Source organism: Actinosynnema sp. NPDC059335 (genome assembly GCF_042752395.1).
Classification (GTDB): Bacteria; Actinomycetota; Actinomycetes; order Mycobacteriales; family Pseudonocardiaceae; genus Actinosynnema.
The window spans coordinates 39483-54894 of record NZ_JBHYXZ010000004.1 but is presented as its reverse complement, the minus strand read 5'-3'; the positions used below and the strand labels follow the sequence as shown (position 1 = coordinate 54894).

Sequence of the window (15412 nt, the reverse complement as noted above, 5' to 3'; positions counted from 1 at the left end):
CCCGCGGCGGCGGGGGGGGGGGGGGGGTCCCCGGGCACGGCCGCGGTTAGGGCGGGGGGGGCGGGGGCCGCCCCCCCCGCGGCCGCCCCCCCCGGCGCGGGTCAGCACTCGATGACGTTCACCGCGAGCCCGCCGCGCGCGGTCTCCTTGTACTTGACCTTCATGTCCTTGCCGGTCTCGCGCATGGTCTTGATGACCTTGTCCAGGGACACGAAGTGCGCGCCGTCCCCCCGCAACGCCATCCGCGCCGCCGTGATCGCCTTGATCGACGCCAACGCGTTGCGCTCGATGCACGGGATCTGCACGAGTCCCCCGATCGGGTCACACGTCAGCCCCAGGTTGTGCTCCATCGCGATCTCGGCCGCGTTCTCGACCTGCTCCGGCGTGCCGCCCAGCACCTCGGCCAGCCCGCCCGCCGCCATCGAGCACGCCGAGCCGACCTCGCCCTGGCACCCCACCTCGGCGCCCGAGATCGACGCGTTCTCCTTGAACAGCACGCCGACCGCGCCCGCCGTCAGCAGGAACCGCACCACCCCGTCGTCGGACGCGCCGGGCACGAACCGGGTGTAGTAGTGCAGCACCGCGGGCACGATGCCGGCCGCGCCGTTGGTCGGCGCGGTCACCACGCGACCCCCCGCGGCGTTCTCCTCGTTCACCGCCAGCGCGAACAGGGTCACCCAGTCCATCACCCGCAACGGGTCCGTGGCGTAGTGCTCGGCGGCCAGCCGGCGGCGCATCTCCGCCGCCCGCCGCCGCACCTTCAACCCGCCGGGCAGCACGCCCTGCTCCGTGCAGCCGCGCTCCACGCACTCCTGCATCACGCCCCAGATGTGCAGCAGGCCCGACCGCACCGACGCCTCGTCGCGCCACGACAGCTCGTTGGCGAGCATCACCTCGCTGATCGACAGCCCGGTCTCCCGGCACCGGCCCAGCAGCTCGTCACCGGTCCGGAACGGGTGGGCGACGCGCGTCTCGTCGGCCTTGATCCGGTCGGTCCCGGTGGCCGTCTCGTCCACCACGAACCCGCCGCCGACGGAGTAGTACACCGCCGAGTCGACCACCGACCCACCCGCGTACGCCTCGAAGCTCATCCCGTTGGGGTGCAGCGGCAGCGACTTGCGCCGGTGCATCACCAGGTCGGCGTCCTCCCGGAACGCGATCTCCCGCACGCCGCCCAGCCGCAGCCGCCCGGTGGCGCGGATCTCCGCCGTCCGCCGCTCGGCCTCGACCGGGTCCACCTCCTCCGGCCGGTGGCCCTCCAGCCCCAGCAGCACCGCCTTCGGGCTGCCGTGCCCGTGGCCCGTCGCGCCCAGCGACCCGAACAGCTCGACGCGCACCCGGTCCACCGAGCCGAGCACGGGACCCAGCCGGTCCGCGAACATCATCGCGGCCCGCATCGGGCCGACGGTGTGCGAGCTGGACGGTCCGATCCCCACCGAGAACAGGTCGAACACGCTGATCGCCATGACGTCAGTCCCCGGTCAGTTCCGCGTACTTGGCGGCGGTCAGCAACCCGGTCGCGTCGGTCACGGCCACCTTGAACAGCCAGCCGGCCCCGTACGGGTCGTTGTTGATCAACGACGGGTCCCGCACGGCGTCCTCGTTGACCGCCACGACCTCGCCGCTGACCGGCGCGTACAGGTCGCTCACGGACTTGGTGGACTCCAGCTCGCCGCACACCTGGCCGGACGTCACCGCGGCGCCGACCTCCGGCAGCTCCACGAAGACGATGTCGCCCAGCGACCCCGCGGCGTACGACGTGATCCCGACCGCCACGGGCTCCTGGGTACCCGGCGCCCAGTCGACCCACTCGTGCTCGGGCGTGTAAAGCAGGTTGTCCGGAAAAGTCACGACAGCGCTCCCTAACGGCGAGGTCCGGATCCCCACTCTGTCCTGGGACCTGAGAGCTTCGCCGCGACGTCGCGGCTTGCACCGTGGGTGCGCGCCGGAGGGCGCGCTTTCCAGAGTCGCCTCACCCGAGCGGTTCTCGCTGCCTGAGAGTGTGCGGGGTACTTGCTCCTTCGGCGCCCCGGCCGTGGCACCGAGGTCTCTCCCGCGCGGGTTCCGGCGCTCACGACGCGCCGCGGCCGATGTTCAGTTGGTTGGCCCGCACGCTAGGTGCCGCCCCGGACGGGTGTCAACGCGCCGTCCGGCTTGTGCGGCCGGCACAACCGGTTCCCGGCGCGTTCGTGCCGGCCGCACGATGACACCGATCACCCGTTGACGGACCTTGGGTGTAACAACGGCCGAAGGAGCCCACCGTGCGGATCGCAGTTCCCCGCGAGATCAAGAACCACGAGTACCGCGTCGCGCTGACCCCGGCGGGCGCCCACGAGCTGACCCAGCGCGGCCACGACGTGGTGGTCGAGGCCGGCGCGGGCCTCGGTTCGGCCATCACCGACGAGGAGTACCTGGCGGCCGGCGCGAAGGTCCTCGCCACCGCGGACGACGTGTGGGCCGAGGGCGACCTGGTGCTGAAGGTCAAGGAGCCGGTGGCCGAGGAGTACCCGCGGCTGCGCAAGGGCCAGGTCCTGTTCACCTACCTGCACCTGGCCGCCGACCGGCCGCTGACGCAGGCGCTGCTGGACTCCGGCACGACCGCCATCGCCTACGAGACCGTGCAGACGCCGAACGGCGCGCTGCCGCTGCTCGCGCCGATGTCCGAGGTCGCGGGCCGGCTCGCGCCGCAGGTCGGCGCGTTCTCGCTGATGAAGCCCTCGGGCGGGCGCGGCGTGCTGCCCGGCGGCGTGCCCGGCGTGCACCCGGCGCGCGTGGTCGTCATCGGCGGCGGCGTGGCGGGCCTCAACGCGGCCGCGATCGCCGTGGGCCTGGGCGCGGACGTGGAGATCCTGGACACCAACGTCGACCGGCTGCGCCACATCGACGCCCTCTACCAGGGCCGCCTGCGCACCGTGACCTCCAACCGCTACTCGGTCGAGCAGGCGGTCCGGGAGGCCGACCTGGTGATCGGCGCGGTGCTGGTGCCCGGCGCGAAGGCCCCGAAGCTCGTGAGCAACGAGCTGGTGGCCGACATGAAGCCCGGCTCGGTGCTCGTGGACATCGCGATCGACCAGGGCGGCTGCTTCGCCGACTCGCGGCCGACCACCCACGCCGACCCGACCTACCAGGTGCACGACTCGGTCTTCTACTGCGTGGCGAACATGCCCGGCGCGGTGCCCCGCACGTCCACCTACGCGTTGACGAACGTGACGCTGCCCTACGCCGTGGCGCTGGCCGACCACGGCTGGGAGGCGGCGCTGCGCGCGGACGCGTCCCTGGCGCTCGGGCTGAACGCGCACGACGGCCTGCTGACCAACCTGCCGGTCGCGGAGGCGCACGGGATGGCCCACACGCCGCTGGAGTTCTGAGCCCCCGACGCGAAGGGCCCCGCTCACGTGCTGTGAGCGGGGCCCTTCGGCGATGAAGACGGCCCGCTCAACCAGCCTGGGGGTCACTGGGAGCGGGCCGCGTGACCAATCCTAGCGCCGAACCCGGCTCCGTGCCCAGCGACCCCACCGAGCCGGCCGACATTTCCGCGGACCTCGACCACGCACCGTGCGCGACCTCAGGCGAATGAGTGAATTCGCGTCGTAACAGGTAAGTCACGACGACCCGGCGACCGATGCACAGGACGGGAGCCCCGTGGCTACGCAGCGGGGTCGTCCGCTCGCGCGGCCCCCTGCCGCGCCACCGCCGATCGGAGTGCAGATGGCTGAACCCGAAGGTTGGATCGACTGCCACGACCCGTTCGGGCGGGACCGGTCGATGACCGTGCTCGTCGAGGACGACCGAGTCCTGCTGGTCGCGCCGCCGGGCGAGTCCGCTGTGATGTCCGTCACGCAGACCCGTCGGCTGCACCGGCTGCTCGACCAAGTCGCCGACAGGATGTGACGGGCGTGGACGAGGCACTGCGGGCGGCCGTGCTGCGCCGGCTGGCCAGTGTGGACGAGGCGGTCGAGCGCGGCGAGGCGGAGTCCCTCGTGCCGCTCGCGCGGTCCGAGATCCACCGCCTGGCCGACGGGTGGCGGCTGCTGCTGACCGTGCACCAACCGGATCCCGACGGCCGCTGCGGCGCGTGCCCCGGCGTCCTGCGGCACCGGAAGTGGCCGTGCCAGGTGTGGACGATGGCCCACCAGCACCTCATCGGCGACGGCCTGCCGCACCGCGAACGCCGTCGCCCGCTGCGCACGCTGCGCCGTTCGTCCGAGGTGGAGACCACGACCGAGATACCGAAGGTGGCCTCGAAACCACGACACGCCCTCCCCGAGTAACCCTCCTAGGGCAGGATGACGCCCGGTAGGAGTACTCGGGAGGGACGCGTGCACGACGGCAGTGGCCGCATCGTGGTGCAGAACTTGACCAAGCAGTTCGGTCCGGTCGCAGCGGTGCAGAACCTCAGCTTCACGGTGGAACCCGGTTCGGTGACCGGCTTCCTCGGCCCCAACGGGGCGGGCAAGACGACGACGTTGCGCATGCTGCTCGGCCTGGTGACCCCGACCGCGGGCACCGGGTTGATCAACGGCAGGCCGTTCGACCAGCTCGGCAACCCGGCGCGGGTGGTCGGCGCGGTGCTGGAGGCGCAGGGCTTCCACCCCAAGCGCACGGCCCGCAACCACCTGCTCGTCTACGCCGCCGCGATCGGCGTGCCGGACTCGCGCGCCGACCAGGTGCTCCAGCTCGTCGGGCTCGGCGCGGCGGGCGACCGCAAGGCGGGCGGGTTCTCGCTGGGCATGAAGCAGCGGCTGGCGCTGGCCACGGCGCTGCTCGGCGACCCGCAGATCCTGGTGCTCGACGAGCCGGCCAACGGGCTGGACCCGGAGGGCATCGCGTGGCTGCGGACGTTCCTGCAGTCCTACGCGCGCAGCGGCCGGACCGTGCTGATCTCCAGCCACCTGCTGGCCGAGGTGGAGCAGACCGTCGACCAGGTGGTCATCATCAGCCGCGGCCAGACCATGTACTACGGGCCGCTGGACCACCTGCGCGAGCAGCAGCAGGGCCGGGTGCTCGTGCAGCCGTCCGACACCGGGGCGCTGGTCGCGGCGCTGACCGAGGGCGGGATCACCGCGATCGAACAGCTGCCCGACGGCCGGCTCGCGATCGCCGGGGTCGAGGCCAAGCAGGTCGCCGACACCGCGCTGCGGGCGGGCGTGTCGATCTACGGCATCCAGGAGGAGAAGGCCGACCTCGAACGGCTGTTCTTCCAGCTCACCAACGGCCAGTACGCGGGTCAGCAGGCGCAGCCGGTCGCCTACCAGCAGCCGGGGTACGGCCAGGGCTACCAGCAGGCGGGGTACGCGCAGCCCGGTTACCAGCCCGGCTACCAGCAGCAACCCGGCTACCAGACGCCGCAGGCGTTCCAGCAGCCCTACCAGGCCCAGCCCTACCAGGCGCAGCCGCCGACCGGTCCGCAGCCGTACCAGCAGCCGCCGCAGGGCTACCAACCACCACCGGGGTCCCAGCCGCCGCCGCAGGACAACCCGTACGGTCCGAACCAGGGTCAGGGCGGCCTCGGGGGCGGTGCGTGATGGGCAACCTGATCAAGTCGGAGTTCCGCAAGACCACCACCACCGGCCTGTGGTGGGGCCTGATGATCCCGACCGTGCTGCTCGCGTTCGGCTGGGCGCTGGGCACGGGCGCGATCTTCAAGACCGTCTCGGACTTCATGAGCAGCTCCGAGGCCGAGGAGCTGGCCGCGCTGCTCAACGTGGACCCGTCGCAGTGGCAGCTGTCGGTGTTCGGCATGGCCCGCAGCATCAACGTGGCCACGATCTTCCCGATGATCTTCGGCGGCCTGGCGATCGCGAACGAGATCAACCGCAAGACCATCACGACCACGTTCCTCACCGCGCCGAACCGGGTGTCGGCGCTGGCCGCGAAGATGATCGTCTACGTGGCGTGGGGCGCGATCTTCGGCATCGTGATCGTGGCCGCGGTGAGCATCGGCACCGCGCTCACCTCGGACTCCGGCTCGCTGCCCGACGCGGGCGGCTGGCTCGCGCTGGCCGGGGTCGGCGTGCTCGCGTCGATCCTGATGACCATGTTCGGGGTCGGCGTCGGCGCGCTGATGACCAGCGTCGTGGGCACCACCGTGGTCCTGCTGCTCTACATGCTGATCGTGGAGAACGGCATCCAGCTCGTGCTGGCGTCCCAGGGCCTGCCGGAGATCATCGGCTTCCTGCCCAACGGCGCGGTCAACGGCCTGACCGGGTCGGTGGCGACGTCGCTGTTCCTGGCCAACGCCGGGGTGGTGCCGGACGACATGGTGGAGGGCCTGCGGGCCCTCGGCGGCGCGCTGGGCGCGTTCGACTGGTGGCTGAGCGGGTTGATCTTCCTGGTGTGGACGGCGTTGTTCTTCCTCGGCGGCTGGGCGGCCACCCAGCGTAAGGACATCACCTGATCGCGTGATCTTGATCGTCTGACGGAGGCCGCCCGGAACTTCGGGGCGGCCTTCGTCACATCCGTCGCGGCCACCGCGTCGGTGGGCGGACCTAATGTGGGTCGCGTGACTACCTCCGACGGCTGGATCCGCAGGCTCGCCACCGCGTGCTGGCAGCACCGCGCCCTCGTGGTGTGGTCCGTGCTGGCCGCCGTCGTGGGCGTGGGGTTGCAGGCCGTCGGCCCGCTGCTGATCAAGGTCGCGGTGGACGACGCGATGGCGGGCCGCACGGACCGGCTCGCCGTCCTGGCCGCCGCGCTGGTCGGGCTGGAGCTGCTGACGTTCGGCACGGCGTTCGTGCGCCGGTTCCTCGGCGGCAAGCTGGCCGTGGACGTGCAGCACGACCTGCGCCAGGCGGTGTTCGGCTCGGTGCAGCGGCTGGACGGGCCGAAGCAGGACGCGTTGCGCACCGGCCAGGTGGTGTCCCGCTCGATCACCGACCTCCAGCTGGTCAACAGCCTGCTGTCGATGACGCCCCTGGCGTTCGGCACGGTGGTGTTCGCGGTGGCCGCCGTGGTGGCGATGTTCTGGCTGTCGCCGCTGCTGACCCTGGTGGCGCTGGTGATCCTGCCCGCGGTCGGCGTCGTCGCGGCCCGCAGCAGGCTCACCCTCTTCCCGGCGACCTGGTCGGCGCAGCAGCGCGCGGCGGACGTGGCGCAGCAGGTCGAGGAGACCGTCACCGGCGTGCGCGTGGTGAAGGGGTTCGGGCAGGAGGAGCGCGAGGTCTCGCGGCTGGAGTCGCGGGCGAGGCTGCTGTTCGCCGAGCGGATGCGGGCCGCGCGGCTGACGTCCCGGCCGGCCGCGACGCTGGGCTCGCTGCCCTACCTCGGCCAGGTCGCGGTGCTCGCGCTGGGCGGCTGGCTGGCGCTGCGGGGCGAGGTGACGCTGGGCACGTTCCTGGCGTTCGCGACCTACGTGGCCACCCTGGTCGGCCCGACCCGGCTGCTGGCGAGCCTGATGGTGACCGCCCAGCTGGCCCGCGCGGGCGTGGAGCGGGTGTACGAGCTGATCGACTCGCAGCCGGGCGTGGTGGACGGCGAGCGCGAGGTGCCCGCCGGTCCGGTGGCCGTGGAGCTGCGGGACGTGACGTTCGGGTACACGCGCAGCGAGCCGGTGCTGTCGGGGGTGTCGCTGCGCGTCGAGCCGGGCGAGACGCTGGCGGTCGTGGGCACGGCGGGGTCGGGCAAGTCGACGGTGTCGCTGCTGCTGCCCCGGTTCTACGACGTGCACGAGGGCGCGGTGTCCGTCGGCGGGGTGGACGTGCGCGAGCTGCGGCTGTCGTCGTTGCGCCAGGCCGTGGGCACGGTGTTCGAGGAGGCGTTCCTGTTCTCCGACACGGTGCGGGCGAACATCGCCTACGGGCGGCCGGACGCGTCCGACGAGCAGGTGCGGGCGGCGGCGCGGGCGGCCGAGGCGCACGCGTTCATCGAGGCGCTGCCGAACGGCTACGACACCGTGGTCGGCGAGCGGGGGCTGACGCTGTCGGGCGGCCAGCGGCAGCGGGTCGCGCTGGCCCGCGCGCTGCTGTCGGACCCGCGGGTGCTCGTGCTGGACGACGCGACGTCGGCGGTGGACAACGCGACCGAGGCCGCGATCCACCGGACGCTGGCCGCGGTGACGGCCGAGCGGACCACGCTGCTGATCGCGCACCGGCGGTCGTCGCTGGCGCTGGCGGACCGCATCGCGGTGCTGGACGCGGGCCGCGTGGTCGACGTGGGCACGCACGCCGAGCTGCACGGGCGCTGCCGCCTCTACCGCGACCTGCTGGCCGGTCCGGGCGAGGCGATCGAGCAGGTGGACCCGCGGGCCGACGCGCGGCTCGAACCCGGTCCCGACGGCACGACGCCGGAGCTGTGGCCGGAGTCGGAGTCCGACGGGTTGGCCGTGCGCGCGGCGAACCGGGCGGCCGGTCCGGCGACCGGGGCGCGGGGTGGCGGCGGCACGTCGGCGCTGCTCGGCGGCACCCCGCCGACCCCGGAGCTGATGGCGCGGGTGCACGCCCTGCCGCCCGCGCGGGACGTGCCGGTGCTGCGCGGCGAGGACCCGAGGGCGCCCGACCCGGGGTTCCGGCTGCGGACGCTGCTGCGGCCGGTCCGGTGGGCGATGCTCGGCGTGGCCGGCCTGCTGCTGGTGGACACGGCGCTGGCGGTGGCGACGCCGAACCTGGTGCGGCTGGGGGTCGACCGCGGGGTGGTCGGCGGTCAGCCGGGCTGGCTGTGGGCGGCGGCCGGGATCAGCCTCGCCCTCGTGCTGGCCGGGTGGGTGTCCGCGGCGGCGGGCACGGTGGTGACGTCGCGGGTCGGCGAACGGCTGCTGTACCTGCTGCGCGTGCGCAGCTACGCCCACCTGCAACGGCTCGGGCTGGACTACTACGAGCGCGAGATGGCCGGGCGGATCATGACCCGGATGACCACGGACGTGGACGCGCTGTCCAGTTTCCTCCAGACCGGGCTGACGACGTTCGCGATCAGCGTGCTGACCGTGGTCGGCATCGCGGTCGCGCTGGTCGCCACCGACCCCGGGTTGGCGCTGGTGGCGCTGGCCGTGCTGCCGGTCCTGCTGATCGCGACGGTGATCTTCCAGCGGCTGTCGTCGGCCGCGTACGCGGAGGCGCGGGAGCGCGTCAGCGCGGTGAACGCCGACCTGCAGGAGAACGTGTCGGGGCTGCGCGTGTCGCAGGCGTACACGCGGGAGGCGCGGTCGGCGGAGGCGTTCGCCGCGCGCAGCGACGCCTACCGCCGGTCCCGGATCCGGGCGCAGCGCTACATCGCCACGTACTTCCCGTTCCTGTCGCTGCTGTCGGGGGTGGCGCAGGCCGGGGTGCTGGTGGTGGGCGCGTACCGGGTGGCCGACGGGACGCTGTCGCCCGGTGTGCTGCTGGCGTTCGTGCTGTACCTGGGGTTGTTCTTCTCGCCGCTGTACCAGCTGTCCGGGGTGTTCGACGGGTACCAGCAGGCCCGGGTGGGCCTGAGCCGGATCGCCGACCTGCTGCGCACGCCGACGACCGTGCCGCCGGCCGCCGACCCGGTGCCGGTGCGGGCGCTGCGCGGCGAGGTGGAGCTGCGGGACGTGACGTTCACCTACCAGGGCGCCACCCGGCCCGCGCTCGACGGCGTGTCGCTGCGCGTGGCCCCCGGCGAGACGGTGGCGTTCGTCGGCGCGACCGGCGCGGGCAAGTCGACGCTGGTCAAGCTGGTGGCGCGGTTCTACGACGTGACCGCGGGCGCGGTGCTGGTCGACGGGGTGGACGTCCGCGACTACGACCTGTCGCAGCTGCGGCAGCGGCTCGGCGTCGTGCCGCAGGAGGCGCACCTGTTCGGCGGCGACGTCGCCGAGAACGTCGCCTACGGCAAGCCGGACGCGAGCCGGGCCGAGGTCGAGGCGGCCGTGCGGGCGGTGGGCGCGCTGCCGGTGGTCGCCTCGCTGCCGTCGGCGTTCCACCAGCAGGTCGGCGAGCGGGGCCAGGGGCTGTCCGCGGGCCAGCGGCAGCTGGTCGCCCTGGCGCGGGCCGAGCTGGTCCAGCCGACCTTGCTGCTGCTGGACGAGGCCACGGCCGCGCTGGACCCGGCGACCGAGTCGGCGGTGCTGGAGGCGAGCGATCGGCTGGCGGGCGCGCGCACGACGTTCGTGGTGGCGCACCGGCTGGCCACGGCGGCGCGGGCGGACCGGATCGTGGTGCTGTCGGAGGGGCGGATCGTGGAGGAGGGCACGCACGCCGAGCTGCTGGCCGCGAACGGCCACTACGCCCGCCTCTGGTCGCACGGCCTGGACGAGGGCGTGGGGCACGGCACGGACCAGGGCTCAGCCGCGCTGACCACGACCCACTGACCACTACCCACCGACCACGGCCGCGTCGCGGATGCGGGTGACGCGGGCACGGGGCAGCCCCGCGGCCGGTTCGGCACGCGGGGCGTGGTCGGTCCGGGTCAGGCCCCGGCGAGCAGTTCGTCCAGCTGCTCGTACCCCTCGACGACCCCGGTCTCCATGCCGCTCGCCAGCGCCATGTCACGGGCCTCGGTCGACTCGAACACGCTCACCACGTGCAGCCGCGTCCGCCCGCCGTCCAGCTCCTCCAGGGTCAGCGTCTCCAGCGCCACCCCGTCGGGGTAGCCCTCGAACGTGAACGTCTGCACGATCCGCTCCGCCGGCCGCACCTCGTGGAACGAACCGTAGAACCGGTACTCCTCGTCACCGCGGCTGTGCACGTACCGGTACGCGCCACCGGTCGTGGCGTCCCACCGGTCCACCCGCATGGTCACCGAACGCGGCCCCAGCCACTTCACCACCAGCTCCGGGTCGACGTGCGCCCGGAACACCGACTCCCGGGACGCGTCGAACTCGCGGGTGATGTGGATGACCGGCAGGGCCGGGTCGGCGCTGATGCCCGTCTCGGGGTGCGTGGTCGTGGTCATGATGCTTCTCCTTCGACATCGGTCTCGGTGCGGTCCCGCGACGGGTCCTCCAGCTCGGCGAGCACGGCGTCCAGCCGCCGGTAGCGCTGCTCCGCCTCGCGCCGGTAGCGCTCGATCCACTTCGTCATCAGGTCGAACACCTCCGCCTCGAGGTGGACGGGCCGCCGCTGGGCCTGCCTGCCGCGGCTGACGAGGCCGGCCTCCTCGAGCACCTTCAGGTGCTTCGACACGGCCTGCACGGTCACGGAGTACGGCTCGGCCAACTCGTTCACCGTCGCGTCGCCCACCGCCAGCCGCGCCACCATGTCGCGCCGGATCGGGTCGGCCAGGGCCGAGAAGACCCGCGACAACTGGTCGTCCACCGCCATCTCCTTACTCAACCTCTCGGTTGAATACCACCGTAGGAGCCCTCCCCCGGCTTGTCAACCACGAAGTTGAACAAGCAGGTCGGAGCCCCACTGACACCTCTGGTTCAGACCTCTGAACACCTCACCGCGACACCGCGCCCGCAGTGCGCAGAACTACTCCGAGTCGACGCACCACCGGGCGTGTGACGGGCTTAACCTCAAGTGATGCTCAAGCACCCATAACGCGAACCGATCTCCTGACCGATTCTGTGAGAGAACACTCCCGCCGCTGCCCCTCCTGTGTGTGAACTGCACCAGACGGGGGACTAGCCTGACCATGAGTGAGTCATTACCAAGAGCGAGATGGATAGAGGCGAGCGCCAGCCGTGTCCAGCAGCAGTCCTGCTTCTCAGTTCGGCCCCAACGAGTGGCTGGTCGAGGAGATGTACGAGCAGTTCCTCGCCGACCCGTCGTCGGTAGACCCGGCCTGGCACGACTTCTTCGCCGACTACAAGTCGACGCAGCGGTCGGGCAACGGGGCGACGACGGCCGCGGAGAACGGCACCACGACCGCCACCCGGCCCGCTCCGACCCAGTCCGCGCCCGCGGCCACACCGGCGCCCGCGCCCGCACCGGCCCCCGCGCAGCAGCAGCCGCAGCCGCAGGCGCCGAAGCAGCAGCCGAAGTCCGCTCCCGCGGCCCCGAAGCCCGCGGCCAAGCCCGCGCCCGCCGAGGCGGCCAAGGCCGCGCCGGTGCAGCAGACCAAGGGCGAGGAGCAGAAGCAGCTCCGCGGCGCCGCCGCCGCGATCGCGAAGAACATGGAGCTGTCGCTCACCGTCCCGACCGCGACGAGCGTGCGCGCCGTGCCGGCCAAGCTGCTGGCCGACAACCGCATCGTGATCAACAACCACCTCAAGCGCACCCGCGGCGGGAAGGTCTCCTTCACCCACCTGATCGGGTACGCGGTGGTGCGGGCGCTCAAGGCGTTCCCGAACATGAACCGGCACTTCGCCGAGGTCGACGGCAAGCCGTTCGTGGTCACGCCCGAGCACGTGAACTTCGGCCTGGCGATCGACCTGCCCGGCAAGGACGGCTCGCGCTCGCTGGTCGTGGCGTCGATCAAGGGCTGCGAGAACATGACGTTCACGCAGTTCTGGCAGGCGTACGAGGACCTGATCCGCAAGGCGCGGACCGGCTCGCTGACCGCCGAGGACTTCTCCGGCACCACCATCTCGCTCACCAACCCGGGCACGATCGGCACCAACCACTCGGTGCCGCGGCTCACCGCGGGCCAGGGCGCGATCATCGGCGTCGGCGCGATGGAGTACCCGGCGCACTTCCAGGGCACCAGCGAGCAGGCCCTGACGGACATGGGCGTCAGCAAGATCATCACGCTGACCTCCACCTACGACCACCGCATCATCCAGGGCGCGGAGTCGGGCGAGTTCCTCAAGCGCATCCACCAGCTGCTGCTCGGCGAGGATGGCTTCTACGACGACGTGTTCACGTCGCTGCGGCTGCCGTACGAGCCCATCCGCTGGGTCGCCGACATCCCCGAGGGCGCGGTCGACAAGACCGCCCGGGTGATCGAGCTGATCGACGCGTTCCGCACCCGCGGCCACCTGATGGCCGACACCGACCCGCTGAACTACCGCCAGCGCAGCCACCGCGACCTCGACGTGCTGTCGCACGGCCTGACCCTGTGGGACCTCGACCGGGAGTTCCCGGTCGGCGGGTTCGCGGGCCAGGAGCGGATGAAGCTGCGCGACATCCTGGGCGTGCTGCGCAACTCGTACTGCCGCACGGTCGGCGTCGAGTACATGCACATCCTGGACCCGGAGGAGCGCCTCTGGATCCAGGAGCGCGTCGAGGTGCCGCACGAGAAGCCGCCGGCCACCGTGCAGAAGTACATCCTGTCGAAGCTCAACGCCGCCGAGGCGTTCGAGACCTTCCTGCAGACGAAGTACGTCGGCCAGAAGCGGTTCTCGCTGGAGGGCGGCGAGACCGTCATCCCGCTGCTGGACGCGGTGCTGGACAAGGCCGCCGAGCACGAGATCGACGAAGTCGTCATCGGCATGCCGCACCGCGGCCGGCTGAACGTGCTGGCGAACATCGTCGGCAAGCCGATCTCGCAGATCTTCCGCGAGTTCGAGGGCAACCTCGACCCGGGCCAGGCGCACGGCTCGGGCGACGTGAAGTACCACCTGGGCGCGGAGGGCAAGTACTTCCGCATGTTCGGCGACGGCGAGACCAAGGTGTCGCTGACCGCGAACCCGTCGCACCTGGAGGCCGTGGACCCGGTGCTGGAGGGCATCGTCCGGGCCAAGCAGGACATGCTCGACAAGGGCGGCGAGGGCTTCACCGTGCTGCCGGTCGCGCTGCACGGCGACGCCGCGTTCGCGGGCCAGGGCGTGGTCGCCGAGACGCTGAACCTCGCGCTGGTGCGCGGCTACCGCACCGGCGGCACGGTGCACGTGGTGGTCAACAACCAGGTCGGCTTCACCACCGCGCCCGAGCACTCCCGCTCGTCGAAGTACTCCACCGACGTGGCGAAGATGATCGGCGCGCCGGTGTTCCACGTGAACGGCGACGACCCGGAGGCGTGCTACTGGGTCGCGAAGCTGGCGGTGGACTACCGGCAGGCGTTCAACAAGGACGTCGTGATCGACATGGTGTGCTACCGCCGCCGCGGCCACAACGAGGGCGACGACCCCTCGATGACGCAGCCGGCGATGTACGACGTGATCGACACGAAGCGCTCGGTGCGCAAGACCTACACCGAGTCCCTGATCGGCCGCGGCGACATCTCCGTCGAGGAGGCCGAGAAGGCGCTGCAGGACTTCTCCTCGCAGCTGGAGCACGTGTTCAACGAGGTCCGGGAGCTGGAGAAGCACCCGATCAAGACCTCGCCGTCGATCGAGCAGGAGCAGCAGGTCCCGGCCAAGCTGCCCACCGGCATCGAGCGGTCGGTCATCGAGAAGATCGCCGACGCGCACGTGAACCTGCCCGAGGGCTTCACCCCGCACCCGCGGGTCAAGCCGGTGCTGGAGCGGCGCGCCAAGATGGCCCGCGAGGGCGGCATCGACTGGGCGTTCGCCGAGCTGCTCGCGTTCGGGTCGCTGGTGCTGGAGGGCCGCACGGTCCGCCTGGCGGGCCAGGACTCGCGGCGCGGCACGTTCGTGCAGCGGCACGCCACGCTGGTGGACCGCAAGAAGTCCGAGGAGTACACCCCGCTGCAGAACCTGGCCGAGAACCAGGGCAAGTTCATGGTGTACGACTCGGTGCTGTCGGAGTTCGCGGCGCTGGGCTTCGAGTACGGCTACTCGGTCGCCAACCCGGACGCGCTGGTGCTGTGGGAGGCGCAGTTCGGCGACTTCGTCAACGGCGCGCAGCCGATCATCGACGAGTTCATCTCGTCCGGTGAGGCGAAGTGGGGCCAGGTGTCCGACGTCGTGCTGCTGCTGCCGCACGGCCACGAGGGCCAGGGCCCGGACCACACGTCCGGCCGCATCGAGCGGTTCCTCCAGCTCTGCGCGGAGGGCTCGATGACGATCGCGGTGCCGTCGACGCCGGCGAACTACTTCCACCTGCTGCGGCGGCACGCGCTGGACGGCGTGAACCGGCCGCTGGTGGTGTTCACCCCGAAGTCGATGCTGCGCCTGAAGGCCGCGACCAGCCCGGTGGAGGCGTTCATCTCCGACAAGTTCCAGTCGGTGATCGACGACCCGAGCGGCGTGGACAAGGGCGCGGTGCGCAAGGTCCTGCTGTGCAGCGGCAAGATCTACTACGAGCTGCTGGCCGAGCAGGAGAAGCGGGGCGTCAAGGACGTCGCGATCGTGCGCATCGAGCAGCTCTACCCGGTGCCGGCGCGGAAGCTGACCGAGGCGCTGGACCGCTACCCGAACGCCACCGAGGTGCGCTGGGTCCAGGAGGAGCCGGCGAACCAGGGCGCGTGGCCGTTCTTCGGGCTGGCGCTGCCGGAGCTGCTGCCCGAGCGGTTCGCCGTGAAGCGCGTCTCGCGCCGCCCGATGGCCGCCCCGTCCGCGGGGTCGTCCAAGGTGCACGAGGTCGAGCAGCGCGAGCTGATCGCGAAGGCGTTCGAGTAGGGATCTTTCCGGGCCGGGGGGGGGGGGGGGCCCCCCCCCGGGGGGGGGGGGCGGGCGGGGGGGCGGGGGGGGGGGGGGTGGGCGTACCGGTTATTGATACGGCAGGGGGTG

At 72.1% G+C, this 15412-nt stretch carries 11 protein-coding genes and 1 riboswitch; of the genes, 7 read left to right on the top strand and 4 right to left on the bottom strand.

Annotation, left to right across the window (positions count from 1 at the left end):
- Positions 1-101: 101 nt before the first annotated feature.
- A complete protein-coding gene (locus ACFXGA_RS02100) occupies positions 102-1466 on the bottom strand; it encodes an L-serine ammonia-lyase (protein WP_378083484.1) in 1365 nt (454 codons plus the stop codon).
- Between the two features lie 4 nt (positions 1467-1470).
- The gene (gene gcvH, locus ACFXGA_RS02095; protein ID WP_378083482.1) at positions 1471-1851 is read right to left on the bottom strand and encodes a glycine cleavage system protein GcvH; all 381 of its coding nucleotides are present in this window, start codon (positions 1849-1851) and stop codon (positions 1471-1473) included.
- A 120-nt stretch (positions 1852-1971) separates the two neighbouring features.
- A riboswitch (glycine riboswitch) is annotated at positions 1972-2066 on the bottom strand.
- A gap of 195 nt (positions 2067-2261) precedes the next feature.
- On the opposite strand from gcvH, the gene ald reads away from it, so the two are divergent.
- The 6 genes from ald (at position 2262) to ACFXGA_RS02065 (ending at position 10264) form a co-directional block, all read left to right on the top strand.
- Positions 2262-3368, top strand: coding sequence for an alanine dehydrogenase (gene ald / locus ACFXGA_RS02090; RefSeq protein ID WP_378083481.1), 1107 nt, complete (start codon positions 2262-2264; stop codon positions 3366-3368).
- 340 nt (positions 3369-3708) lie between these two features.
- Complete coding sequence (locus ACFXGA_RS02085) at positions 3709-3891, top strand: hypothetical protein (RefSeq protein ID WP_123745591.1); 183 nt, start codon at positions 3709-3711, stop codon at positions 3889-3891.
- A 5-nt stretch (positions 3892-3896) separates the two neighbouring features.
- Positions 3897-4271, top strand: a complete 375-nt coding sequence (locus ACFXGA_RS02080) for a hypothetical protein (protein ID WP_378083477.1) — start codon at positions 3897-3899, stop codon at positions 4269-4271.
- A gap of 48 nt (positions 4272-4319) precedes the next feature.
- Positions 4320-5525, top strand: a complete 1206-nt coding sequence (locus tag ACFXGA_RS02075; protein WP_378083476.1) for an ATP-binding cassette domain-containing protein — start codon at positions 4320-4322, stop codon at positions 5523-5525.
- The gene (locus ACFXGA_RS02070; RefSeq protein WP_378083473.1) at positions 5525-6397 is read left to right on the top strand and encodes a hypothetical protein; all 873 of its coding nucleotides are present in this window, start codon (positions 5525-5527) and stop codon (positions 6395-6397) included. The genes ACFXGA_RS02075 and ACFXGA_RS02070 overlap by 1 nt, the downstream gene beginning before the upstream one ends.
- 96 nt (positions 6398-6493) lie before the next feature.
- Positions 6494-10264 (top strand): ABC transporter ATP-binding protein, encoded by a 3771-nt coding sequence (locus tag ACFXGA_RS02065; RefSeq protein WP_378083470.1) that lies wholly within the window; start codon positions 6494-6496, stop codon positions 10262-10264.
- A gap of 98 nt (positions 10265-10362) precedes the next feature.
- Here ACFXGA_RS02065 and ACFXGA_RS02060 read toward each other — a convergent pair whose 3' ends face one another.
- Together ACFXGA_RS02060 and ACFXGA_RS02055 are read right to left on the bottom strand one after the other, a co-directional pair.
- Positions 10363-10848, bottom strand: coding sequence for an SRPBCC family protein (locus ACFXGA_RS02060; RefSeq protein ID WP_378083468.1), 486 nt, complete (start codon positions 10846-10848; stop codon positions 10363-10365).
- The gene (locus ACFXGA_RS02055; RefSeq protein ID WP_378083465.1) at positions 10845-11216 is read right to left on the bottom strand and encodes an ArsR/SmtB family transcription factor; all 372 of its coding nucleotides are present in this window, start codon (positions 11214-11216) and stop codon (positions 10845-10847) included. The genes ACFXGA_RS02060 and ACFXGA_RS02055 overlap by 4 nt, the downstream gene beginning before the upstream one ends.
- Before the next feature lie 365 nt (positions 11217-11581).
- Here ACFXGA_RS02055 and ACFXGA_RS02050 point away from each other — a divergent pair, with 365 nt between their 5' ends.
- On the top strand, positions 11582-15301 hold the full coding sequence (locus ACFXGA_RS02050; RefSeq protein WP_378083464.1) for a multifunctional oxoglutarate decarboxylase/oxoglutarate dehydrogenase thiamine pyrophosphate-binding subunit/dihydrolipoyllysine-residue succinyltransferase subunit: 3720 nt from the start codon (positions 11582-11584) through the stop codon (positions 15299-15301).
- Positions 15302-15412 lie beyond the last annotated feature (111 nt).